The organism is Pseudomonas sp. MDT1-17 (genome assembly GCF_054898105.1).
In genome coordinates this window covers 145,269-168,341 of sequence record NZ_JBUBVM010000001.1, presented here as the reverse complement: position 1 = coordinate 168,341, position 23,073 = coordinate 145,269, and the positions used below count along the sequence as shown (strand labels likewise).

General features: G+C 59.7%; 17 protein-coding genes and 2 pseudogenes. 4 read left to right on the top strand and 15 right to left on the bottom strand.

The genetic code is table 11. The annotated features are described in order from the left end of the window. Positions 1-4 precede the first annotated feature (4 nt). The 9 genes from ACYZTX_RS00655 to ACYZTX_RS00615 are packed head-to-tail and all read right to left on the bottom strand — an operon-like array spanning position 5 to position 14,408. Positions 5-736: a zinc ribbon domain-containing protein gene (locus tag ACYZTX_RS00655; protein WP_462032538.1), complete on the bottom strand. Its 732-nt coding sequence runs from the start codon at positions 734-736 to the stop codon at positions 5-7. 46 nt (positions 737-782) lie between these two features. Then, complete coding sequence (locus tag ACYZTX_RS00650; RefSeq protein ID WP_462032537.1) at positions 783-2,327, bottom strand: SUMF1/EgtB/PvdO family nonheme iron enzyme; 1,545 nt, start codon at positions 2,325-2,327, stop codon at positions 783-785. Then, on the bottom strand, positions 2,317-3,540 hold the full coding sequence (locus ACYZTX_RS00645; RefSeq protein ID WP_462032536.1) for an ABC transporter permease: 1,224 nt from the start codon (positions 3,538-3,540) through the stop codon (positions 2,317-2,319). The genes ACYZTX_RS00650 and ACYZTX_RS00645 overlap by 11 nt, the downstream gene beginning before the upstream one ends. After that, entirely contained in the window at positions 3,524-4,225 is a 702-nt protein-coding gene (locus ACYZTX_RS00640) for an ABC transporter ATP-binding protein (RefSeq protein ID WP_462032535.1), read from the bottom strand. The genes ACYZTX_RS00645 and ACYZTX_RS00640 overlap by 17 nt, the downstream gene beginning before the upstream one ends. Positions 4,226-4,235: 10 nt before the next feature. Further along, positions 4,236-6,227, bottom strand: a complete 1,992-nt coding sequence (locus ACYZTX_RS00635; protein WP_462036972.1) for a vWA domain-containing protein — start codon at positions 6,225-6,227, stop codon at positions 4,236-4,238. Then, positions 6,227-7,243 (bottom strand): hypothetical protein, encoded by a 1,017-nt coding sequence (locus ACYZTX_RS00630; protein WP_462032534.1) that lies wholly within the window; start codon positions 7,241-7,243, stop codon positions 6,227-6,229. Before ACYZTX_RS00630 ends, ACYZTX_RS00635 begins: the two co-directional genes overlap by 1 nt. A gap of 3 nt (positions 7,244-7,246) precedes the next feature. Next, positions 7,247-9,958: a putative virulence factor gene (locus ACYZTX_RS00625; RefSeq protein WP_462032533.1), complete on the bottom strand. Its 2,712-nt coding sequence runs from the start codon at positions 9,956-9,958 to the stop codon at positions 7,247-7,249. Then, positions 9,955-13,020, bottom strand: coding sequence for a virulence factor SrfB (locus tag ACYZTX_RS00620; RefSeq protein ID WP_462032532.1), 3,066 nt, complete (start codon positions 13,018-13,020; stop codon positions 9,955-9,957). Before ACYZTX_RS00620 ends, ACYZTX_RS00625 begins: the two co-directional genes overlap by 4 nt. A gap of 17 nt (positions 13,021-13,037) precedes the next feature. Beyond that, the gene (locus ACYZTX_RS00615; RefSeq protein WP_462032531.1) at positions 13,038-14,408 is read right to left on the bottom strand and encodes an SrfA family protein; all 1,371 of its coding nucleotides are present in this window, start codon (positions 14,406-14,408) and stop codon (positions 13,038-13,040) included. A 267-nt stretch (positions 14,409-14,675) separates the two neighbouring features. Between ACYZTX_RS00615 and ACYZTX_RS00610 the strand changes: the two genes are divergently transcribed. Continuing rightward, complete coding sequence (locus tag ACYZTX_RS00610; RefSeq protein WP_462032530.1) at positions 14,676-15,890, top strand: aldose 1-epimerase family protein; 1,215 nt, start codon at positions 14,676-14,678, stop codon at positions 15,888-15,890. A 5-nt stretch (positions 15,891-15,895) separates the two neighbouring features. Here ACYZTX_RS00610 and ACYZTX_RS00605 read toward each other — a convergent pair. The 6 genes and pseudogenes from ACYZTX_RS00605 to ACYZTX_RS00580 form a co-directional block, all read right to left on the bottom strand. After that, a pseudogene (locus ACYZTX_RS00605) lies at positions 15,896-16,486 on the bottom strand (ATP-binding protein); the annotation flags it as partial. A gap of 520 nt (positions 16,487-17,006) precedes the next feature. After that, entirely contained in the window at positions 17,007-17,873 is an 867-nt protein-coding gene (locus tag ACYZTX_RS00600) for a hypothetical protein (protein ID WP_462032529.1), read from the bottom strand. A gap of 38 nt (positions 17,874-17,911) precedes the next feature. Then, complete coding sequence (locus ACYZTX_RS00595; RefSeq protein WP_462032528.1) at positions 17,912-18,412, bottom strand: hypothetical protein; 501 nt, start codon at positions 18,410-18,412, stop codon at positions 17,912-17,914. 145 nt (positions 18,413-18,557) lie between these two features. Continuing rightward, positions 18,558-18,905: a hypothetical protein gene (locus ACYZTX_RS00590; RefSeq protein WP_462032527.1), complete on the bottom strand. Its 348-nt coding sequence runs from the start codon at positions 18,903-18,905 to the stop codon at positions 18,558-18,560. A 94-nt stretch (positions 18,906-18,999) separates the two neighbouring features. Next, positions 19,000-20,307 carry a VPA1262 family N-terminal domain-containing protein gene (locus ACYZTX_RS00585; RefSeq protein WP_462032526.1) on the bottom strand — a complete coding sequence of 436 codons (1,308 nt, stop codon included), beginning with the start codon at positions 20,305-20,307 and terminating at the stop codon, positions 19,000-19,002. 322 nt (positions 20,308-20,629) lie between these two features. Further along, a complete protein-coding gene (locus tag ACYZTX_RS00580) occupies positions 20,630-20,839 on the bottom strand; it encodes a hypothetical protein (protein ID WP_462032525.1) in 210 nt (69 codons plus the stop codon). An 832-nt stretch (positions 20,840-21,671) separates the two neighbouring features. Here ACYZTX_RS00580 and tnpA point away from each other — a divergent pair. The 3 genes and pseudogenes from tnpA to ACYZTX_RS00565 all read left to right on the top strand — a co-directional run. Then, positions 21,672-21,989, top strand: coding sequence for an IS66-like element accessory protein TnpA (tnpA, locus tag ACYZTX_RS00575; RefSeq protein WP_462032524.1), 318 nt, complete (start codon positions 21,672-21,674; stop codon positions 21,987-21,989). Beyond that, complete coding sequence (gene tnpB, locus ACYZTX_RS00570) at positions 21,986-22,321, top strand: IS66 family insertion sequence element accessory protein TnpB (protein ID WP_462032523.1); 336 nt, start codon at positions 21,986-21,988, stop codon at positions 22,319-22,321. The genes tnpA and tnpB overlap by 4 nt, the downstream gene beginning before the upstream one ends. 61 nt (positions 22,322-22,382) lie before the next feature. Continuing rightward, positions 22,383-23,043: pseudogene (locus tag ACYZTX_RS00565) on the top strand (transposase); the annotation flags it as partial. Between the last annotated feature and the right edge of the window lie 30 nt (positions 23,044-23,073).

Genomic DNA, 23,073 nt, shown 5'->3' with positions numbered 1-23,073 from the left:
GTGCTTAGCCCAGGGTGATCGCGGAACGCTGGTTGTACAGACCGTCGACTTCCTTCTGCAGGGCGGCGACTTTCTCGTTCATTTTCAGAATGCTCACATCCACCTGCTTGATCTCGGCGCTGGCGCCTTGTGCACGCTCGGCGTCGGCCACTTTGGTGTATTCGGTGACCTTGGTGCGCATGTTGCCGAGGTCTTTACGCAGACGCGTGATGTTTTGGTCGATCTCGGCGACTTCAGCCTGGGCCTTGGTCTTGTCGAGCTTCTTGCGGGTTATGTCTTGTTTGATCTGGGCGAGGCGCGCCTGGTCATCCTTGATCACTTGCTGAGCGGTCGCGGTACGGGCGATGACGTTCTGCGTGTCTTGCTCGACGTCGCTGTTCATCTTCGCTAAACGGGTGGTGGTGTCGGAGTATTCGCTGCGACGTTGATCCAGGTAGTAGTTCGCGCCCATGGCCACACCACACGCGGTAATACCGGCGGCGATGGCGCAGACACCCTTGTTGCTGCTGTTGGACAGTGCGCAACTCAGGATACCGACACCGGCGCCGACAGCGCAGGCCTGGTAGCCGGACTTGCTGAAGAACTGTGCGTCATTGCCCTGGGTCAGGCGCGGGTCGGCACCGTCGCTGCCGCCAAGCATCGAACTGCCGGTGTTGGCACAACCGGTCAGCATCAGGCTACTGGCGAGGACGAAAGCAATCTGTAGCTTGAAGCGAGTCCAAAGGCTGCGCGACATGGGGAAACTCCTTGGTGACAGTGTTGGCTGTTGTTATTGAGGTGAGTTATTGAGTGACGGTTTTGCAGCTGCTCAGCCAGGCGTCAGTGTCGATCTTCTGCTTTTGCAGGAAGTTCTTCTGATTGGCCCAGTGGGTGCGCAAATAGGGTTTGAGTTCTTGAAGCTGTTTGTTGCGCGTGATGATTTCTTCCATCACCGGCACCTGCGCTTCAAGCAGCGGCTGGCCGTACAAAGTCGCCGATTCCACCAGGCTGCTGGCGTAGTAACGGCTAAGTTTGTGCAGGCGATTCTTCTGCTCGTCGAGCTTGCCTTTGCGCATGTCGCAGCTGGCGTCTTTGTCCGCTGTTTCACAATTGAGCTTGTAGTTTTTTTGCAGGAAGTCCACGTACTGGCCGTCGTCGAGCATCTTGGTGCACAGGAACGCACCCAGATTGAGGCTGGCGCGAATCGCCTGGTCACGGGTTTCTTCCTGCTGCTGGTTGCTGGCGCGCAGTTGATTTTCCAGAGCCTGAAGCTTTTCCTTGAGTGTTTTGTCTTCGACGCCCGAGGCCAGGGTGTTCAGGGATTGAACCGTGCCTTTGTCGGCCGATTCGGTTTCCTTGCTGCCGGTGCCGAGTTTCTTCCAGCTGCTTTCAATACTGGCGACACGCTCGCGGGAGGTCAGGGTCGGCGAGACCAGTACCAGACGCAGGCCAGTGGTTTTGTTTTTCACCTGGCCTTCGGCGTTGTAGTACGGCTCTTCCTTGCGCAAAGCGGTGCGCAGGTCGGCTTGAGCGGTCAGGTAGTTGCCGCCTCGGACCACGTAGCCGCCGGCCTGGCCGTGCTGGCGGTCGAGTTTGTTCAGGCGAAACGGCTCGAACATCATCTCGTCGACGTTACCGAGCATGTCGTGCAAGCCCAGCGGATTGGGCTTTTGCAGGCCGGACAATTGCAGTTTGCCGTTGGACGATTGCGCCCCGGCGAACCACTCGTAGGCATTGATACCTTCAGGCATCGGGTAGCGCGTGTCACGAAACTCTGCGGCACCGACTTCCAGGCCACCGCGCGCCGCAAACTCCCACTCGACTTCAGTCGGCAGGCGCAGGAAGCCCAGCGCACCGTCTTCTTTGGGCAACTTGTCGGCGGCGTTTTTGCGCAGCCAAAGATTGTACTTGTCGGCCGCTTCGACGGCTTGTACCCAGCTCACGGACACTTGCGGCAGGCGCATTTTGGTGGCGGCGGTGGGGCAGCTTCCTTCGGTCAATGCCGCGTATTGGAGCTGACTCATCTCGTACTTGGCCATCAAGTAGTAGCGGGACTTGTCGTTTTTCGCGCCGGTGAAACTGCCTGCGATAAACGTCGGTCGAGTCTGTTCGACATAGCCGTATTCCGCGCCGTCCTGACCGATGTTGATCGGGTAGTCGTCAAGCGGTCCGGCGACCGGAATGAACACCTTGCGAAACACCATCGAACCTTCGCAAGGCATCGGCAGCACGACGTCGCTGGCCTCGGGCATCGGGTTGTAATACTTCTCTTCCCAGCCCGCCGCCGAAGCGTCGAGCAGGTAGCCGAGGCTCAGGGGCAACAGCAAGCCCAAACGTTTATAGCTCACGCAGACTCTCCGCAGGTTGGATGTTGATCGCTCGCACTGCGCCGATCACGGCCACCAGTGCAGCGACCAGAAAGGTCAGGAGCAGGGCGGCGAGGCCGTGCCAGAGTGTGATGTGACAGACAAAGGTGCCGGTGGCCTGGCTGCTGCCGAGCAAGGTGTCGAACACATGGCTGCCAACAGCGTAAAACCCCAATCCGCCGAGGTAGCCGGCAAGGCTCAGCACCAGCGCTTGCAGGACCACGAAACCGCCTACAGCCGTGCGTTTGAAACCCAGCAGGCGCAAGACCGCGAGGCTTTTGCGCTTGCGGTCGATGTTGGCCAGAAAAGCGCCGACCATCGACGCCACACAACCGATCAGCGCCGCCAGAGCGATAACCCCGAAGATCAACCCCAGCACATGATTGATGGCTTTGACGTTGTCGATGTCGGCCAGTCGGCTCGAGGTTTCGATGTGTTGTTCGTTGAGCCAGCGTTCCAGCGGCGCAACCTGGTCGATGTCACGGGCGTAGAGGCGGGCGCGGGCGTACAGCGGTTGCAGATCGCCCAGAGGTTTGCCGGTTTCGATGCCGAATGCGCTGACCTGGTAACCGTCGCGAAAGCGCTCCAGGTTCAGCAGCAACGGCGGGGCGACGAATCCGGCCGCGCGGCCGAAACGAGCACCGTCGAGCACCGCCAGCACCGTCAGCGTCATCTCTCCGCGCTCGTTGACGCCTTCCAGACGGCGCAATACGCGCAGTTGCACACGGTCGCCGACCTTGGCCTGCAAGCGTTGCGCGGCGCGCTCGCTGAGGATCACTTGATCGCCGGTGGGGTTGAGTTGCGGCAGGTTCAGCTGCGGGTCGCCGGGTTCGGTGGCGATGATTTCCGCGCCTTCGACAAACCGTTGCATGCCGATCAGCAAGTCCGCCTGGGTGTTGAGCGAGCGGGTCTGGCCGAGGGCAAAACCGGTCTCGGGGCGCTGGCGCACACGCTCGATCCAGGCGCTGTCGTAGTTGCCGTTGCTGAGCATCTTCACTTCAAGGTTGCGCGGGTCGCGCAGCAGTTCGTCCTGCAACTGGCTGACAACGCCGTGCTTGAGGCCGAACAGCAGCAACAGCGGTGCGATCACCGCCACCAGCGAGGCGGCGATGCACAACGACACCTTGCGGTCGTGCCAGAGGTCTTGCAGGGCCAGTGAGCCCAGCAGGCGCAGTCGGTCAGTCCATCGGTTCAAACAGAGTCTCTCCCTGACGGCTGATAGCGCCGAGTCGCGGCAAGCCGAAATCCTTCAGCAAGGCCCAGTCATGGGAGACCACCAGGGCACTCAGGCCCATGCTCGACACCAGACTCAGCAGCAATTCGAACAAACGCCGGGCGCTGTGCGGGTCGAGCGCGGCGGTCGGCTCGTCGGCCAACAGCAGCAGTGGTTCATGGGCAATCGCCCGAACGCAGGCAACGCGCTGGCGTTCGCCGATCGAGAGTGCCTGCGGTTGTTTATCCAGCAAGCCTTGCAGGCGCAATACCTCAACCGCGTGATCGATGTGCTCGCTCTTGACCGGCATGCCGAGCAAGCGACGCGGCAGGCTGATGTTGTCGCGCACGCTCAGAAACGGCAGCAAGCCGCCGCTTTGCAAAATGAACCCCAAGTGCCGCGAACGCACCGCCGCCAAAGCAGGCTGGTCATCGGTGGCAAGTAATTGGGCGATGTCCTGATCCTGCGCTGCAACCAGCCGAAAGCGCTCGAGCTCTACCGGCGCCAGCAACAGGCCGATGGCTTCGAGCAACGTGCTTTTGCCGCTGCCGCTCTCACCGGTGATGGCGAGGATTTCCCCGGCACCGACCTGCAAGCGCGGAAGGCGCACGTGGTGGGCCAGCGCGCCTTCACCACGGCGCACCAGCAGGTTCTTGATATCGAGCATCGGCGTCTCGTTAAGGCATCATTTCCAGTGGCACGGGATAGACGTTGTCCCGTGCATCGCTGTCCTTGGCTAAAGCCACCCAACGGTCGACGTCAGCGTTGTAACGCTGGTAGTGCCGTAGTTTGGTATTGAGCGTGCGGATGAATTTCTCCTGCGCCAGGCCATCCCAGCTCTTCCAGGTTTCTTCGTCCAGGTTCAATACTTCGCTCTGGTACGGCAGGTCTTCGAGGTACTCGCCGAGCACGCCCATGTCCGCCAGTTTGGCGTTGCCGTTCTGCTTGAGCTGGTTCGGGTCGGCACCCATGGTCGCGGCGACCGAGCGCAAGCGGTCGAACATTTCCGTCGGCGAGATCAGGCCTTCGTTGGCCGCGTCGAGAATCTTCTTCATCACGTCGCTCAAGTCACTGAGCTGGGACTTGGTCAGCAGCACCCGCACGTCGGTCGTCGGGATGTTCTGCTTGATCAGGTCACGGTCGGTGATCCACGCCTTGAATACCGGCGGCGCCTTGCTGTTGGTCTTCTCGCCCAGATAAGCAAGTTGCATCGCGTGGCCGATCAGCGCCGCGTCTTCGAGCATTTTCTTCTCGGCCGGGTCCTGCTTGGCGTTCACCGCGCTGCCGATGGCGTCTTCACCCATGTAGGCGGCTTTCACCTGCGAGGTGATCGCGGTGGCCAGTGCATCGACCTTGCGCCCGAATTCCTGAATGTCGCCCGCATTGACCGGGTAATACAGCGAAGTGTTGGTGCCCGGGTAGGTCGACAAATTCTGGTACTGTGCTTCGGCCTTGGCGTGGTCCTTGATCCCGGCCGGGGTTTTCAAGTGCAGCGTGTAAATCGCTACGCCCGGGTTTGCCGCTTCGAGGCGAACCTGCGAGGCGCTCAAACCGGTTTTTGACAGTTTGTCATCGCCTTCGATGGCCCCCGCGTCGGTGATCAACACCACGTAGCGCGCGCCGAACTGGCTCCAGTCGACTTTGTCGATGCTCTCCATGACGCCGGCGAAAGCGTCTTCATCGAAACTGCTGCTGGAGACTTTGGCTTGCTTGAGGTCGGCGACCTTGGCGAGGAAGTCGGAGCTGTCCTTCACCTGAGTCGGGTCGGCGTACATTTTGGTGGTGTATTCCAGCCCCGGCACCGCTTGGGTGTTGGAGCGGAAAGCCACCAGGCCGAACTTGACCTGCTTGCCGAGGTTCTGCGCTTCGATCTGCTGGTAGACCTTGCGGATCGCCTCGCGGGTGCGGTCGATGTAGGGGTCCATCGAGATGGTCGAGTCGATGACAAACACCACCGCCGCACTGAATTCCTTCAACTGGCTGGCCGCTTTGTCCTCGGCTTCCTTGCCACCGGCCGCGCCGCTCGCAGCACCGCCCTTGGCGTTCTTGTCATCGGGCTTGCTGACCGACGCGACGTTGAGCAGACGCGTGCGGAAACCGCCTTCGGTCATCACTTCTTCGCCGCTGAGGACCGGCAACAGGTAGAACTGCTTTTGCAGGTCGACGAAGTATTCAGGTTCTTCGGCCAGCACGCCTGGCGCTTGCTTGCCCTTTTTCAGCGTGGCCCGCAGCGGGGCGACTTTGCTCACCGGGTCCGGCGCATCAAGGATGCCTTCGACCGTGGTGCGTTCCTTGAAGAACAGCAGCCTGTCGCGGTTGGCCGGGTTGGTGAAGGCCAGTGTCAGTTGCATCTTCCAGTCGGTGGTGCAGCTCGCCGGCAACCAGCCAATGGTTTTGCCATAACTGTCGGGACCGACTTTCAGCCACTCGGCGTTGGCCGCTTGCGCACGTTCGTACACATAGAAACGGCTGAACACCGGTTGTTCATCGCCTGCCGCGCCACCCGCGGTCGGGCTGATTTTGCAGCCCGGGGTGGTCAGCACGCGCTGGAACAAAGTCTTTTTGCCGGCCTGGATCAACGGTTTGTCATCGGCTTGGGACAACGGGCTGATGCACAGGGCCAACAGCGCGGCGCCGCTCAGCAGGAAACGACTCAGGGGCGAACGCATCACTTCTGCAACTCCTCGAAACGCTGCTTGGCTTCGGCGTTGTTCGGGTCCTGGGTCAGGATCGTTTCATACCAGTAGGCAGCGGTAGCGTTGTCCGCGGCCGGGAAGCACTCGCTGGCTTTCAGATATTTCGGGTCGTATTCGCGGGCATAGGCGTTGGCAATCAAAGAGTCACCGGCCTGGGCACGGTTGGCGTACAGGCGCTGAGCGACGCCGCAGTGTTTGCCGGCCTTGGCTTCGTTGATGATCGCCAGCAACTTGGCGCTGTCGGGCGCGGCCTTGATGCAGGTCTGGACGAAGGTCAGCTCGGGCAGGCTGTTCATGCTGTCGAGGGTGCAGGCTTGTGCGTCGGCACCGGCCGGGGCGGTGGCAGCAACGGCCGGGACAGGCGCCGGAGTGCGTTTGTAAAACCAGAATCCGGCCGCTGCGGCCACCAGCAACAGCACGACAAGCGCGAGGCCGATGAGGCCTTTGTTGCTTTTCTTCACCGGGGCCGGAGGAGGGGTGTAGGCGGGTTCGTTGGGCACCGATTCCAGTTCGATTTCTGGCTCGGCGGTGGGCAGGACCAGTTCCGGCAGCTCCGGAATTTCCGGTTCCGGTGTACTCGGCGCTGTCAGGTCCGCACCGCCGTAAGTTGAACGTGTCTGGCCGCCCGCCGCGGACGGCAGCAACCCGACGCCTGGCCGAACCACACCTTTGTCGGTGTGCTCCTGGCTCTGTTCGCGTAGCTCGATCATGAATTGCGAATTGGCGCCGCCTTCGAGTAGCGGATCGACCACTTCCGGGCCGACCTGGGCCTCAAGGGCTTCGCCCCTGGCCGTAACGCTGAAGCGCGAGACCTTGAACCAGAATGGGTTGTTGCTCCAGGCTTTCTGATCCTGGAGGTAGAAACCATCCTGGTTACGCTGGATGGAGAACTCCAGCTGTTCTTCGCCACCCTGCCATTTCTTCACAGTGAGGCACGCCTGGCCAGGCACGTTGGGTTCTAAGGCGAGCAGGTCGACACGAATTGGCATTGCTTATCTCGCTGTGAAGGCTGTGAGCACGCGGCCCAGCCGTTCATTCTGTTCAGGGGTGATTTCGCGACCGGCACCATGGCCGGCGTTGTCCTGTGTGATGTAGGCCAGGCCCGAGAGCCAGTCGCCCAGATACCGCTGCGCTTGGTTCGCCGGTTGCGGCGGCAGCACCGGCACTTGTTCCGGACCGATGTCGGTGTAGAACGAGAACAACGGTGCCTTGGCACCGGCGCGGCTGTTCGGGCGCTCGTTGACCGGTTTCTCCAGGTAGCCGAACCAGGACACGAAATCGCGCAGCACGCGTTGCACTTCCAGCACTTGGCGCTCGACCAGTTGATCGCGCCGCGCACCGCTTTGCGCACGCTTGAGCACCGCACGGCTCAGTTGTCCCGGCAAGTCCTGGCGGTAACCGGCCGTGATCAGTTCGTCGACCACCGCTTCGATCAAGGCCTTTTCCAGCCCCAACAGGTTGAGCAGGCTTTGACGGGTGGTTAGCTCGCGCAGGTGCGCAATCCAGGCCTTGAAAGCGGCTTTGGCAAAGCGGTGTTCGTTGCTTTGCAGTTCCGGCGCCGGGGTGTTGGTTTTGCTGCTGACCGGAGCTTCGTGACTCAGGTCGTCGCCGAAATCGAAGTCGAAACCGGCGTCGTTGCCGTACAGGCTCTGGCTCGGCGTCGGCGCGGCCGGCTCATCGCTGGCGGCGGGCGCGTCATCGGTTTCGTATACACCGCTGAGGTACAGGTCGCGCACCGATTCGCTCGGCATGTCGAGTTCGTCGATGAACTCTCCGAGCACTGCCGGGCGACGGCCCAGGCCCGACAGAATCATCTGCGCCTGGGCTTTCTTGGCGGCTGCGGCACCGTCACCGTCGGCGTGATACCAGGTGCTCAAGCCGTGAGTGGTCAGGCCTTCGAGGCATTCGTTCAGCTGCTCGCGGATGCGCTGCAGTTTGAATTCGATATTAGCCACGCCCTTGAAACTGCCGCTGAAGTGGCTGATGCCACCGTCATCGTTGCGCAGCATCTCTTTCCAGGCATTGGCAGGATTGTTGATGTGTTTGCACACCAGCTCGTTGCTGGCGAAGCTGGTGCCCAAGGCGTCGACGCGCTCCTGGTAGCTGGCGTTGAGGCCGGTTTCGGCGCCGCTGGCGTCTTGCACGATGAATGCCGCATCCATGCGCGGTTTGCGCACGAGGAAGGTGTTCTGGAACGGCGTGCCGGCCCAGTCGTTCATCCAGCTCAGGCTACCGAAGCGTTCGAGCATGGTCAGCTTGACCATGCCGTTCCAGCTCTCGTCGTACTGATCAGGTGTCAGGCTCAGGGAGTTGGTGATGCGCAGGTCGAGCATGGTCAGCGCCCAGATCAGGCCGGTGTCGCGTTTGCTGCGGGCGGCCGCGTCGGCGCCCTGGGTCTTCTCGATCCAGCGCGTGAGCACCGGGCCAACGTCGTTGACGTCGCTCTGTTTGGTCGAGCCGGTGCAGACCACCAGCGCGTTCATTTCCTGGTTGTCGGTGTAGCGTTCGAACAGGTAAGCGACCTTGCCGCGCAGGATCAGCTGCGAGACGGAGTTGTCCTTGGTGGCGGATTCCGGGTCGCTGGAGTTGGCGATCTCGTGCAGTTTTTTGCGCCCGCGATAACCGGGGAAGTCCAGCAAGTCGACCTGGTTGACGATGTCGTCCGCCGGGGCTTCGATCAGGCCGAAGGTCATCTCGGCAGTCAGTGCCGCCAGTTGCGCGACCGGAATGCCCTGACTGTTTTGCAGGCGTCCGTCGACCTGAGGCCGGACGTCGATCGGCAAGTCCCGCGGGCTGCCGAAGCGCTCGAGGATGTCGACGTTCATGATGCTGTCGCGCTGGCTGTAGGTGTCGTTTTCGAAACTGACCAAGGCCTTCAATGGCGCGAATACGGTCTCAGGCAAGCCGAGCTTGTGCAGCGCGCCAGCCAGTTGCTGGTACACACGCGTCAGCTCGCTTTGCTCACCCCAAAGGATCGAAAACAGCTCGGCACGTTCCTGGAAATTCAGGCGTGGCGCCAGTTGCAACGCTGTCGGCCAATACAGGTGCTCAAGCTTCTTCACCGAGTTGCGGAAGTTGTCCCGCAGGTAATCCCACAGCGACACCAGGTCGTCGGCACTGACGCCCGGCTGCATCGGCCCGGTCTCGCGGCCTTCAAACGGTTTGAGCACACGCTGGATGCGCTCTTCGTCGATCTCGTGGGAGATCCGCTCAAGGTCGAAGTCCTTGAACCAGGAGTTGGCGAGAATCTTCGCCAGCTCGATTTCCTTGAACAGCGTCAGCTCGACCGGGAACTGCGGATCCCGGCTCGGCGTGGCGCGGCGGCTGAAGCGCGTCACCAGGCCGGTGGCTTCCTTGCCGCCACCCACCGGGTTGATGTGTTTGATGAAGTCCAGGCGCTGGCCACCGAAATCGGTTTCCAGTTTGCCGTTCTGACCGGCAGCGAGGGCCGAGATCAAGTAGGACTTACCGGCCTGGGACAAGCCGAAAAAGCCAATGGTCATCGGCGTGCAGGCCACGCGACCGAGGCTGTGGGCCAGGTTGCGGGCACGGTGCAGGCGGATGTTCAGGTTGTCGGCTTCGCTGTCCAGGCGCGGTGCATTGGTGCGCGTCTGGCCAATCCATTCCAGCGCCTGACCGGCACCTTCATAAACAGCGGCCCAACTGGCGGAGAGCTGAGTTTGTTCGGGGGTCAGGTCATTCATTTGCGTTTCACACTTCCACTGTCGAGCCAGTACTTGGTCTCGCTCAGGCCGGCGTCGAGCATGGTGTTGAGTTCCAGCTCGAGGTCGCTGCGCGGGTTGAAGTTGACGTTGTTACTGTTGGATTCGATATCGCGTACCGAGAGGCGGTCGCTGACCAGATCCTGCTTGCGCGTGTACTTGTCGGCCGCTTTGACTTCGAAGCGCACCTTGAGCAGCGGCGCACTGCCGTTTTCACCGATCGCGCGGGAGAACTTCTCCCGACCGGCCTTGGTGAAACGCAAGGTGTACAGCGGCGAAGCGGCCCAGCGATCGGCAGCCAACTGGCGGAAACCAAGGCGCAGATCGCCGCGCATTTCCAGCTGTGGCGTGTCGGCATCATCGCCCGTGCCGATTTCCGGCAGCTTGATTTTGTAGTCTTCGGACTGGATGTCGCGGTACAGCACATCGGCATCCTTGATCACGTTGTTCAGGTCGATGACGCCGATGTGCTTGACCGTCGAATACGGCTTGAGCGCCGAAGAGCGGAAGTAGAAGTTCGGCACGCTGTGGTTGGCGCACAACAGGCACAGCATCGCGCCCACCGATGCGGTGCTTTTCGGGTCGTCGATGCGGCCATTCTTGTGGAACGGGTACCAGCCGCCGGTGCGGTAGTTTTGCAGCGCCAGAATGCGCCCCGGTGGCAGCGGCAGCACCTTGCGGATGAACGCCTGGATGCCCGGCAGACGCGAAGGGCGGCCGGTCAGCAACAGGACGTCGCACGGGTAGTGCGCAACCACTTCACAGAGCGCGCCGAGGATCTTGGTGATGTTGATCTGATCGTTGAGGAACGCCGCGTGGAGCTTTTGAAGGTCGAAGCCGATCAGCGCTTCGTACAGGTCGAAGCCGCTCTGACCACCGACGTCGCGACGTACGGCGGCGTTGACGTAGTCGAGCACGGTCTGGCTGATCGCGTTGTCGCCCAGCAATTGGCGGTAGCTTTGCGGGCTGACTTCTTGCGGGACCTGCGGGTCGTAATGCTCGTAGGCCTTGAGCAACGCCAGGCCCAGCGGTGCGAACACCTGCAGGTTCAATTGCTGGCGCAGGATCATGTCCTGGGCGCTGACCGATTCATCGCCGCACAGCCGCGACATCAGCGAATCCGGGGCTTTCACGCCGGCGTTCTGCAAAGCCTTCTCGAAGCTCGGCAGGATGAAGTCCTGAATCACGTCCAGCAGGATATCGTCGCCGGCCACTTTGAAACCATCACGAAAGCGCTGCTCGGGCACGATGTGCACGTTGCTGCCGCTGCCGGTGTTGCCGGCGCGGTCGAGGCGATAGTCAGTGATGACCAGGTCCGTGGTGCCGCCGCCGATGTCGATGGTCGCCAGGGTGATGCGTTCGCGGTCGGTTTTGTCCGGGCGGGCGATGGTGTCGAAAAACTCTTCCGGGTGACCGGCGAAGTTCTCGTTGACCTCGGTGTACAGGTACACCAACTGGCCGCACGAGGCTTCGTCCCATTCCACGCGGATGCTCGGGATCGGCGTGCGCGGGCTGACGGCCTGATCCTGATGCGGGTCTTCCTCGCCGGCGTGCCAGCCGAGGCTTTTCCACACCAGGCCGATGGCTTGCAGCATGCGTTCGTTGAGAATGCTGCGCTCGGCCTGCGGCATGCCCGGCGGCACGGTCAGGGTGATGCTGTTGAGCTGGCGCGGCACGCGGGTGTGACCCTGACGCGAACGTTGGGCCGGGCTGTTGATCTGCGACAGCGCCTGGGCCAGCACTTCGGCGAGCATGAAGGTCATCAGCGAGCTGCGCGAGTAACGCGGCATGAACACCGGCAGACGATCGTCTTCTTCGAGGCTGTAAAGCGCCTCGCCGGTTTCATTGATCAGGTGCGAGAACGGCGCGGCGGTGGCGTAGGGCTCGTTGTCGGTCTTGATGTACGAGCAGTTGAAACGCCAGCCGTGACCGTAGGCGTTTTCGTCCCACAGATAACGTTTTGGGCTGGACAGGCCGGTCGAGCCTTCGGTACCACGACGACGGCTGGCCAGACGGCTCGCCTCGTTGCCGACGCGGGCGATCGTCGCCCACTGGAAAGCGTCGTGACGGCCGCTTTTGACCGAGCAGTGGTCCTTGCCGAAATACGCCTGGGCGAACTCGACGCGGCTTTCAAACGGTAGGTTGTAGGTGTGTTCGGGGGTGATCAGGTCGCGCAGTTCCAGCACGTAGTTCTGCTTCAGGCCGGAGCCGGCCTGACCGTGATTTTCGATCAGGATGCCGCAGGTGCGCGAGTTGCCGACGTCCAGCACCAGGTCCACCGGAATCGGTTTGACCAGGCCATTGCTGTCGTTGGCGACCACTTTCAATTCAGGGATTTCCACCTTCGGCCTGGCGGTCGACTGCGCTGCCGCCGAAGGCGTGCTCAACAGGCTTAGCAGGTTGAGGTAGTGCGCCAGGTGGTGGTTGGCGCGGATGTCGATGTCGAGCTCTTCGCGCGAACGATGGGCGTTGCCCTCGTTGAACACTTCGAGCAGCCATTCGTTGACCCACGGCTGGGCCAGGAACCAACGGGTTTCGCTGGCCTTGGTTGCCAGTTTGAAGGACACGCCGGAGCTGATGTCTTCTTCGTTCGGCGCCAGGTAAGCGGTGCCGTCGCGCTTGGGCATGACGCGGCTGTCGAACGCCATCGTCAGGCGATGGGTGTTGCCGTCGATGTCGGGCGTCGCCAGTTTCACCAGGCGCATCCGCGACCAGTTGGTCGGGCCTTCGTCGAAGCGATGCGGCGGCATGAAGCGGAAAAACGGCGTCGGCAGCCAGACACCGTCCAGCAGTTCGAGGCTGCTTTTCATGTCGACGCTGAACGCCGGTTTGGCCTTCTCGACCTTTTCCGGTTCGGGCTCGTAGAAGTAGAAGTCTTTCTCTTCGTTGTACATCAGGCGGCAGATCAGCCCGCTGATCATCGGCGCGAACTCGCCCGCCGGTTCCTTGCGAGGATCCAGGCGCAGGGCGAAATCCATGAACTGGATACCGGTGTCACTGACGAGCGTGACGGTGTCTTCGAATTGGGTGACTTCAGGCAACATGTCGGGTTATTCCAGTCTTATTCGCCCATCTGCCGCATGGACATGGGGAATTGATCTTTTCCGTAACCGCCGGTGCAGTCCGCGACCGTGGTCGCCCCTTTGCGGCAGTTGACCTTGGGCATGTCGTAAGTGCTGCCATCGCCGCACACGGCCTGGCCCTGGCTGTCGATGGCGAGGCTGCCGCCCTTCATGGTGGCGGTAACCGGGCCGCTGCATTTCGAGCCGTCGGCCTGATGCACGGTGACTTCGCCTTTACCGTCCTTTAACTGGTATTCCAGACGCAGCGGCTTGCCGGTCCGGCGATCCTGGATGCCGGCACCGGCGCGATACTGACCGTCGAGGAACTTGGCCGCGCCATCGGCGGCGTCAGGCGGAATGCTCAGGGCCGGGCCCGATTTTGTGGTTGCGGCTGCGGCGGCGGATTTTTGCGCGTCGGGCGGAGTGACGGCAGGCGCCCCGGTTTTGTTTTCGGGTGGAGCGGTTGGCGCGGTTGCGGATTCGGCGGCCGGGTCTTGCGATACGTCGGCAGTCGCGGCGTCAACTTCGTTACCGGCGACGGCTGGAGCTTCTACGCCATGAGTGCCAGTCACGGCTGCGCCTGTGGTGGAGCCCGCGACGGTGCCGGTTACCGGAACGCCATTCAGCGTTGTGACATTGCCGGTCAGTTGCGGCTCTTCCAGCTGTTTTTCCATCGGCACGATGCCCTCAGGTAGCAAGTCCACGGCCACCAACGGAATCGGCACGCAACCGCGCAAGCCGAGCAACAGCCACAACAGCAGCAACAAGAACGGCAGCAGCAACAGCCACCACCAGCGACGCCACCACGGACGAGCCACCACCGGCACGACGGGCGCTACAACCGGTTCTTCGACCACGGGTGGCAGCGTGAACACGGGCGGAACCTGATAAAGGCAATGCAGGGGATCGCGATTGCCGGTACCGGCGTGCTCGAAACCCCAGAAGGTCAGCACCGGTTTGCCTTGCACCAGGTAGACGAAGTTTTCGTCAGGGAAATGAATGACGCGCTTGAGCAGCTTGCCGAACACGGCTTTGTCGCCTTGCTGCTGTTCGGCCGGGTCAGTGCCCAGGAAACGCTGGCTCAATTCATCGAGCGCAGTCTTCAAGGCTTCAAGTTGGCGGCGAGCAGGTGCGCGTTCTTCTTCGGTCGCGCTGCTCCACGGGATCACATCACCGTCGAGACCGCTGTACCAATCGATCTGGTTGCCGAGTTCGTCGCTTTGAGGAATGGCCAGGTGATCGACCATATCGGGGTTCTTGCGGCGAATGGCTTCGCGCAGTTGCAGGGCTGCCCGGTAGACCGGTTGACCTGTTTCGCCGAGGGCTGTGAAAGACCCGCTCTTACCGCTGCGTAATAGTGCCCCGCGCATTCAAACTCCATATGTTCCGTTGCGCAAAAATGACAGACAAAGGTGCCTGTTCTTGCTCCTGCATTTAGCTGGCGACCTTAATGTCATTATGATGTCGCCGTCAATCAGAGGAGGTCCAAAACCGTATGAGACTAGCGTAAGTGTGCGGAGGTTGCATGAGGTCAATGTGATTTGATTTTGTAAGGCTCGGGCGTCCGCTTTTTTAAGCTTGCTGAAACGTTTCATCAGCGCTATAAAAAATGCACAACTCCAAGAAAGGCTTTCCTCATGACCCCGCTCAAACTTGTCGTCGCCCTCGGCGCCCTGACCACTGCCTCCCACGCCATGGCCTGGGATTACGTGCTGCTCGACACCGACAAGGCTGCCCAGAACTGGCAGATCACCAGCCAGCAACTCGGCGTAAAAACCGACAAACCGTTCTCCGTGACCCTTCGCACCTTGCACGGCGGCCGGCAGGAGGGCGTCAGCATCGTCGACATCGATAACGGCACGATGAAACTCTCGGTGGTGCCGACGCGTGGCATGAACGTTTTGCAGGCATCGGTTGGAAATGTCCGAATGGGTTGGGATTCGCCGGTCAAGGACGTGGTCAATCCGTCCTTCATTGAACTCAACGGTCGCGGCGGACTGGGCTGGCTCGAAGGCTTCAACGAACTGGTCGCCCGCTGCGGTTACGAATGGGTCGGCCATCCAGGCATGGACAACGGTGAGCTGCTGACCCTGCACGGTCGCGCCGCCAACATTCCGGCCAGCAAAGTCACTTTGCACATCGACGAAAAAGCGCCTTACGCCATCAGCCTGCGCGGCGAGCTGAAAGAGCAGGCGTTCAAGAAAGTCGACTTCTCGGTGATGACCGAACTGGTTACCGAACCCGGCAGCGCAGCGTTCGCCCTCAACGACACCCTCACCAACAACGGCGATTATCCGAAGGAATACCAGGCGCTGTACCACAGCAACTTCAGCACCCCATTCCTGGAACAGGGCGCCCGCTTTGCTGCACCGGTGAAACAGGTGTCGCCGTTCAACGACAAGGCCAAGGGCGATCTGCCGGACTGGCAAACCTACCGCGCGCCGACCAAGGACTACGACGAGACGGTTTACAACGTCGTGCCATATGCCGATGCCAAGGGCGATACGCTGACCGTATTGCATAACAAGGCCGGCAACCTCGGGGTTTCGGTGGGTTTCAATACTCAGCAGTTGCCGGTGTTCTCCCTGTGGAAAAACACGGACACCCAAGGGCAGGGGTATGTGACCGGGTTGGAGCCGGGGACGAGTTTTTCTTACAATCGCCGGTATCAGCGGCCACTGAATCTGGTGCCAACGATTGCTGCCAAGGAGCAGAAGCAGTTCCAGATCAGTTACAGCTTGCTGGCGGACAAGGGAGCTGTGGATAACGCTTTGAAGCGAGTGAACGAGATTCAGGGCGGGCGGCAGACTGAGGTGCGCCAAACGCCGTTGGTGGATCTCACCAAGGAGTAAACCGATCAATTGGCGCTCGGCCGATACTGCAGCGCTTCCGCCAGATGCTCGCGGGTGATGCCATCGACTTGCTCAAGGTCCGCCAGGGTGCGCGCCACTTTGAGCAGTCGATGGGCTGACCTCAGTGACAGGGTCAATCGTTCACAGGCAGTTTCCAGCCACGTTTCGTCGGTTGTGGATAAGTTGCAGTGGCGGCGCAGGCCCGGCAGATCGAGAAAGGCGTTGGCGCAACCTTGGCGTTTGTGTTGCCGTTCCCTTGCGTCGGCGACCAGAAGGGCGGCGGTGGCGGTGTCGTCTCCGGGTTTGAGCGCAGGGTTCAACGCGGTGGCTTCACGCGCGACGGTGAGGTGCAGGTCGATACGATCCAGCAGGGGCCCCGACAGTTTGTTGCGGTAGCGCTGGACCATGTCCGGCGTACAAGAGCAGCGACCACTTGGCTCGCCAAGATATCCACAGGGGCAGGGATTCATCGCTGCGACCAATTGGAATCGCGCCGGGAATCGTACGCGGTCACGGGCGCGCGAAATTACGATGTGCCCGGACTCCAGTGGCTCCCTTAAAACCTCCAATACCTCGCGATCGAATTCCGGGATTTTGCTTTTTGAGACTGAATTCGCACAAAAACTGTCAAAAACTGCCTGAGGTTGGTCGGTGCGCCAGTCACCCTCGCCACGTGCTGCAATTATTGCGCGGTCGCCTATGACGAAGTCTGCTTCCTCTCGGCTATAACCTTCCGGCAGCTCTAGCACATCTGGACCCAAGGCTGCTCTTCACCACCCTCTGCGGCAGTTACCCACGTCGAGGCGGGCGGGGCGATATTGGTGCTTAATTGCATGGACTTGACCATCAATTTGCACGACCATTGACCAGTCAGCTGCATTCCTGCTGACCATTCGTTTGCATAGGACTTGACCGTTGCACGCCGTAGTGACTAGCGGCAGAGAAAGGCCAGGAGCGGGCTTTATCAGCTTCCTCGCTTTGCTTTTATTCAAGTAAGTCGAGGCCGTTCTGGTTAGCAATCAGTCCAGCGACAACGTCCATCACCGCGTGTTGCCTTTCTTACTCCCTCAGGCAGAAGCAAACACTGGCCCGGCGGGTACGGACTCGCGACAGTTCCTATTTCCCACGTCTCCTTGGGGCGCTTACGTCAAAGAATCCGTAGCGAACTTCTGAAAACTCGCTGTCTGGCTCGATGCAAGGCGGTAGCGGGTCAGCACCTTCTGCCGGTGGATTGCGAATGGCGAAGCCATGCTGAACCAAGCGCAGACGAGAGGAGAGACGATTGCGATAGGTCACAAGCTGCGAAAAGTCGGTGAACCACTTCTGCTCGACGGTCGCAATGCCTTCCAGAAGCTTAGTTTCTTCAGCCAGGGCCTCATCGAAGGGGAGAAGCGCGTAATACATGGCTACTGGAAAATCAAAGGAACATGCAGAAGGTGCGAACAGGTGTTTGTCTCTGTCGTCCCAGCTGTAGTCCCAATTATCCCACCGCGCAAACGCATGCCGCCACATGTCTGCGGATCTCTCACTCCCCAAGGCGTCAAGGAAGGGGACGAGGATGTTGGATACCGGTCCTGCCGTCGCCCCCATCGCTCCAAAGTTCGACAGCGTCAACAAATCCGCCCAGTGAGCTGCAGTCAACTGCGCGAGCGCTCCAGAGAGCGCTTTCTCCGCAACGTTATTCGCTTGCGGATATTGAGCGAAGGCAAATATCCACGCACGCCCAAGGTCAGTCTGAGCTACCTGAAGCAGCAGTTCGCGAACAACTTCCACAGAGCCTTCCGGTGCAGAAGCAGCACCTGTATTGGCGAGTGGAGAAGCGCAAACAAACTTGAAGGTGATGTCGCTGACAAACAAAGAAAATCTGGGGGCGCCTTCAGTGAGTGCGTCTCGGACAGCAACCGAGAAGAAGACGTCCTGGCTCTCTTCTATATGACGAGCAAGTCTGTCGGGCGCAAACTTCGCGAGGAGCATGACGGCCAAGTGGGCATCGGGCGAAAGCTCCATATTCAGATGACGAATTAGATTCCAAGCTTGCGGTAGTCTCCCCTACGGCCTGCAGCCTGCGTTTCTTCGCGCCACTGATGATCACAAAAATGGTGGCGATGACTTTGGATACCCATGCCCGAATCCTTCAAGAGCATTACCAAACCGTCCAGTAGCGGACGAGCTATTTCCTGCGGTACCACTTCCATTGCCTCTCTGTCGGACGGCGATGACATCAGCCAAGTCGTTAGAACAATCTGCAAGCGGTACAATCCATGCTGAGACTCAGGCGCTAGAGCTTCAGGTTCCTGCAGCGCCCAACCCTGAGCACGCAGCCGCTGCCGCGTTTGATCTTCCGCCTCCGGGCTTCCTGACTCCGTCCCACACCAAAGCGCTTCATTAAGATCGTCCTTTAATTCCACAACGTTGAGATGTTTCGACTGAGCGTAGAGCTCCGGTATGCGCGCTAAGGCTCTAGCCGAAGCTGTAGGCATTTCGACAGCCTCGTTCACTGTACAGTCCGACGAATTGCCCATCATTGCTCCTGCCCCCCGTTTGTCGACGACTTCCAGATTAGGTACATCGCCCCCTCGAGCCGCCCCCACAGGTCTTGGAAGGCCTGAGCGATAGGTTCACCGTGCGATACCTTCTGAAGGTTGTGGTGTTCATCGCCGAAGCTATTTATCGACGTGCCGAGAGACCATGCCAAGGCCGAACCTTGCGCTCTCGGGAAGATGATGAAACGGTCATGGAATCCCCATCCCGCGCCTGCTCGCGCTTCTGCCGTTGAGCTCGCTCCAGGGCTAGCCGCTGAAGCTCGCGCTCGGACACTTCATCTCCAGCTTCCAGCTTACTCATTTTGTCCAAGGGGGCTTTGCCGGCAGTCAAGGCTCGGAGCGGCACACCGTTGTGGGGGCAGAAGAAAAGCGTGCGCAAGACGTCCTCTGCGTTCAGGAACGGGTCCCATAGCCAGACGCCTTCTTCGCCGTGTTTCTCCATCAACCACTGGAGGTCCTTGAGCGCCGCCATCCGCCTTGCGTGCTTCCGCGATATGGTCTCCGGTGTCGTATCGTCGGCCTCGGTGTCCTCGCCATTGATGCCGTCTCTCTTCGTGGCTTGCTGCTCAGCGGCCTCTTGCTTTTCGGCCTCGTGGATGCGCTTTGAGGCTGGCTACTGATTCACCGAAGACACGTTGTGAAACCCACGGTTCCCGGGGGGCCTTGAGGCTACTTCCGATGAGTCGCCCTGGTTCGACGGGCTTTATGAGCCTCAGCGACTGGATAATCTGCGTGCCTGGGGAGTTCTCCAGGAGGAATTCGCGTTTGAGTGGCTCATTTCCGCGATGGTTGACCGATACCGAAAGGGACATGCTCGTGATGAAGGTTACGGGAGGCGTGGCACTTAGTAGGATGCGCTTCTCTTCGTCCCAGACGTGCGCGCGCGCGCCACCACCCGGCGAGTTGAGCTGAAGTTTGGCATCGCGGGTAGAAGTCACAGCCGAATCGAAGCTGGTCACGGTGGAGTCCTGCCAAATCTCAGCAGCAACCCGAACGCTGCGAGGGGGCACGTCCGGGTGCCACACGACAGCCACGGAGTGGTCGCATTCGGGGTAGCCTCGTACCTCGGTGGACATCACCGTCACCGGCAACTGGATGATGACATTGCCCAGACGGTCCGACATCCCATCTACCTCTATCGGCAAATACTTGCCAACAATCTTCGCAAGGGTGGTCAGCCTGCGCGAATCATCAAGCAGGAATCGCAAGTGGTGCTTGGTGGTATCGAACAGCTCCAGTACGTGGGAACCTTCGAAGAAGTTGTTCTTGAGAACGCCGTTCCACGGGTGATGGTCGCGCCCGTCGGAGGGGACAAATTGAGGAGGAACTGCTGTCAAGGTGCCGGTCCGGACTTCAATCGGCGCGGGCTTCCGTTGGCCGGTCACTCCAAACTTAGCGACTTTCTCCAGGAAGGCCTCGAGCGAGAGACGATACTGCGCTATGCCGACGTTCCATTCTGTCCCGGGCACTCTATGTCGCTCCTTCCCGTTTAGAAGAACCGAATCCCAATCAATCACCGAAGGCGCCTCAAGCGGTTCTGCAACTGCGTGCGTCAGAATATTCGTAAACGTCTCACCTTGAACTCCGAGAACCTCGGTGACCTTGACACTGCGATAGAACCCGATGACGCCAGGCTCCACCAGCTCTTGGAGCTTTGCCAGTGTTCTTGCCACATCCCAAGCAATCGTTTTCTTTTGCATGTTTTGACCAATATAGGAGAAGCCTTGGTTGTGACGCGGACAGGCCTTTTTCGTGGCCTTTGAGTAAGGACGACGCCACTGGACCGGCACAAACTCCGACAGAACGAAGAGATCGCACAGCGTCAGCTCAGCTGTAAAGGGTCGCCGGCACCATGTCGAAGTCAGCTTGAGCATCGCGGCAAAAGAGCTGGGTCACAAGTGCCATGGCGGTGTCTGCCGGGGCCTCAGCGGTCTGCGAAAATCGGTCGCACCCAGCCCGTCCCTCTATCCCACTCGAATCCATAGCTTCACGTGTCCTCTATCCTGATTGCACGAGCGAAAGGTCGCAGCGAAATAGACACGACATTGCAGCGCATGGGCATTACTAACCTCGTGTCCACCCGCTTACTACCCGGTGACGAAACGGCTCGATAGACGATGTTTTTTGTTTTGATGGCGTAATTCGTCACCCATTTTGGCCGTTCGGGCTACACAGGCCGGTGGCTATCCAATGTTTTCACTCCTGCGTCATCATCACCGTGAGGGTCATCTTGATGAATTCTTCGTTTCGGTCGATCGCCATCAGGGCACCGCGAACGTTGTCCGCGACTTCAGCCGCTCCGCGTTGCTCTACCCAGTTTGAAAGCTCCATGATGGCGGCTTCCAGTGCGAGTTGGTTTTCGTTGATCTTGAACAGCAGAGAAGGCAGCAGGTCTGAGTGGGGCATTGTGTTTCCTCCGTGAAGAGGAAAGCGTAGCAGTGTGTTGTATGCACCGAGTGAATTCACCGCGGAGTGCTGCTTGTGGCGAAAAAGGCTGTAAATGAGGCAGGGATCGAAAGAGCATCACGCGCAAAATAATAATCAATTTCCCATTGCCTGTGATTATCACACGCCATGACGAATCGGGTAGTTCAGTTATTCTCTCTCGTCGTATAAGCGTTCCTCAGTCCTCACTACCGAGACTTATAAATCTTTTTGGCCTAGGAATGGGAGCATCTCCGCGTAAGGCCGCTTTGCCCGCTTCGGCCGCACGTTCAAGGCTATCTCGATCGGCCGCGTACACCGCATCTACAAGCCTATCTCTGGCTCTTCGTTTGGCGTCCAGTATCTCTTCGACGCTGGATTTTTCCGAAAGCTTCCTGTCTTCGCTCATTAAGGTAATCCGCTTAGAGGTTCATGGGCATGCTGACAAGCCGATCCTAATGCAGATTCTGGTTACGACATAGGACGCTACGGCCTAAATGTTCGAACGGTTATGAAGTCCGCGCAAAAGGAGGCACGCGAGTCTGCATACGGGTCTTATCAGCTATCTTCACCGAATTCGAGCGTTGCCTGTTAGCCCGTTTCGGCGAGGGCCGACTAGCTCGCGCACTCCACAACGTTTTGTTGATGGTAAGCATCGAACTGCACATGCATAAAACGGCTTTGCCGTTGTTACGGTTATTTATTCAGACACTCGTAAGCGTCCGGCCAAGTCACCTTCCGAACTCCAGCATTAAGGGCGATCGTGTCCGCGTATTTTTAAGCGGACGCGATCGCCCTTAACGTCAGGATTTCCATGCGCCAACGAAGCTCTTATCCAAAACCTTTCAAGGCCCAGGTTGTTCAGGAATGCCTGCAACCGGGCGCAACTCTATCCAGCGTTGCCATCAGCCACGGCATCAACGCCAACGTGATCCGCAAGTGGCTGCCGCTTTACCGAGATCAATCGCCAGCGGCGTTGCCGGCTTTCGTTCCATTGAGACCCGCGCCCAAACGGCAGACGGAAGCGGTGGCCATTATTGAGCTGTCGCTTGGCGAGCAAATGTTCACAGTGAAATGGCCAACTTCCGATCCTGAAGGCTGCGCCCGCTTTGTCCGTGGGCTCACGCCATGATCCGCATTGATGCTATCTGGCTCGCCACCGAACCCATGGACATGCGTGCCGGCACTGAAACTGCGCTGGCCAGGGTGATTGCGGTCTTCGGTGCGGCGAAGCCGCACTGCGCCTATCTGTTTGCCAATCGCCGCGCCAATCGCATGAAAGTGCTGGTACACGATGGGATTGGCGTTTGGCTGGCTGCACGTCGCTTGAACCAAGGCAAGTTTCACTGGCCAGGCATTCGACAAGGCAGCGAAATGCCGCTGGATACCGAGCAACTTCAGGCCTTGGTGCTCGGCCTACCTTGGCAACGCGTTGGAGCCGGCGGGGCAATCACACTGCTTTAAAAGCTGTAAATTGCGTCATGGCTTGCTGTCGCAAGCGGTCTGCTTTGGTAAAATCCACGGCATGACTTCCTCGCCCAATCTCGATCAAATGAATCCCGACCAACTGCGTACATTCGCTGCGCAGTTGCTGTCGCAAGTCGAGACCATGGGCAAGACGGTCGAAACAATGGGTAAGAAGATCAACCGCGATCAAACGGTGATCGAGAAGCTGACCCACGAGATCGCACAACTCAAGCGTTTGAAATTTGCCAAGCGCAGCGAGCAGATGAATCCTGAGCAGGCCAGCCTGCTTGATGACCTGATCGATACCGATATCGCGGCGATTGAGGCCGAGCTTTCAAAGCTTGCAAATAGCGCCAGCGGCGACCGAGAAAAAGCAAAAGCCCAAGCGCACTGCATTGCCGGCAGAATTCCCACGCACGTTGATTCATCACGAACCGGACAACACCCACTGCCCATGCGGCTGCGCACTCAAGCGCATCGGTGAAGATGTCAGCGAAAAGCTGGACTACACGCCCGGCGTATTTACGGTTGAACGCCACGTTCGTGGCAAGTGGGTTTGCGACGACTGCGAAACGCTGATCCAGGCACCCGTACCGGCGCAGGTCATCGACAAGGGCATCCCGACCGCTGGGTTACTTGCGCACGTCATGATCGCGAAGTTCGCTGATCATCTTCCACTTTACCGTCAGGAATCGATTTTTGGTCGTGCCGGCTTGGCATTTGGTGAAATACTCACCTCAGATGAACAG

What these genes read in the sequence shown, in the direction of transcription:
- ACYZTX_RS00595 (WP_462032528.1), bottom strand. Translation starts at nt 18,412, where the DNA reads ATGGGCAATTCGTCGGACTGTACAGTGAACGAGGCTGTCGAAATGCCT.
- ACYZTX_RS00585 (WP_462032526.1), bottom strand. Translation starts at nt 20,307, where the DNA reads ATGCTCAAGCTGACTTCGACATGGTGCCGGCGACCCTTTACAGCTGAG.
- ACYZTX_RS00590 (WP_462032527.1), bottom strand. Translation starts at nt 18,905, where the DNA reads ATGGCGGCGCTCAAGGACCTCCAGTGGTTGATGGAGAAACACGGCGAA.
- ACYZTX_RS00630 (WP_462032534.1), bottom strand. Translation starts at nt 7,243, where the DNA reads ATGCCAATTCGTGTCGACCTGCTCGCCTTAGAACCCAACGTGCCTGGC.
- ACYZTX_RS00610 (WP_462032530.1), top strand. Translation starts at nt 14,676, where the DNA reads ATGACCCCGCTCAAACTTGTCGTCGCCCTCGGCGCCCTGACCACTGCC.
- ACYZTX_RS00580 (WP_462032525.1), bottom strand. Translation starts at nt 20,839, where the DNA reads ATGCCCCACTCAGACCTGCTGCCTTCTCTGCTGTTCAAGATCAACGAA.
- ACYZTX_RS00640 (WP_462032535.1), bottom strand. Translation starts at nt 4,225, where the DNA reads ATGCTCGATATCAAGAACCTGCTGGTGCGCCGTGGTGAAGGCGCGCTG.
- ACYZTX_RS00615 (WP_462032531.1), bottom strand. Translation starts at nt 14,408, where the DNA reads ATGCGCGGGGCACTATTACGCAGCGGTAAGAGCGGGTCTTTCACAGCC.
- tnpA (WP_462032524.1), top strand. Translation starts at nt 21,672, where the DNA reads ATGCGCCAACGAAGCTCTTATCCAAAACCTTTCAAGGCCCAGGTTGTT.
- ACYZTX_RS00620 (WP_462032532.1), bottom strand. Translation starts at nt 13,020, where the DNA reads ATGTTGCCTGAAGTCACCCAATTCGAAGACACCGTCACGCTCGTCAGT.
- ACYZTX_RS00625 (WP_462032533.1), bottom strand. Translation starts at nt 9,958, where the DNA reads ATGAATGACCTGACCCCCGAACAAACTCAGCTCTCCGCCAGTTGGGCC.
- ACYZTX_RS00655 (WP_462032538.1), bottom strand. Translation starts at nt 736, where the DNA reads ATGTCGCGCAGCCTTTGGACTCGCTTCAAGCTACAGATTGCTTTCGTC.
- ACYZTX_RS00635 (WP_462036972.1), bottom strand. Translation starts at nt 6,227, where the DNA reads ATGCGTTCGCCCCTGAGTCGTTTCCTGCTGAGCGGCGCCGCGCTGTTG.
- tnpB (WP_462032523.1), top strand. Translation starts at nt 21,986, where the DNA reads ATGATCCGCATTGATGCTATCTGGCTCGCCACCGAACCCATGGACATG.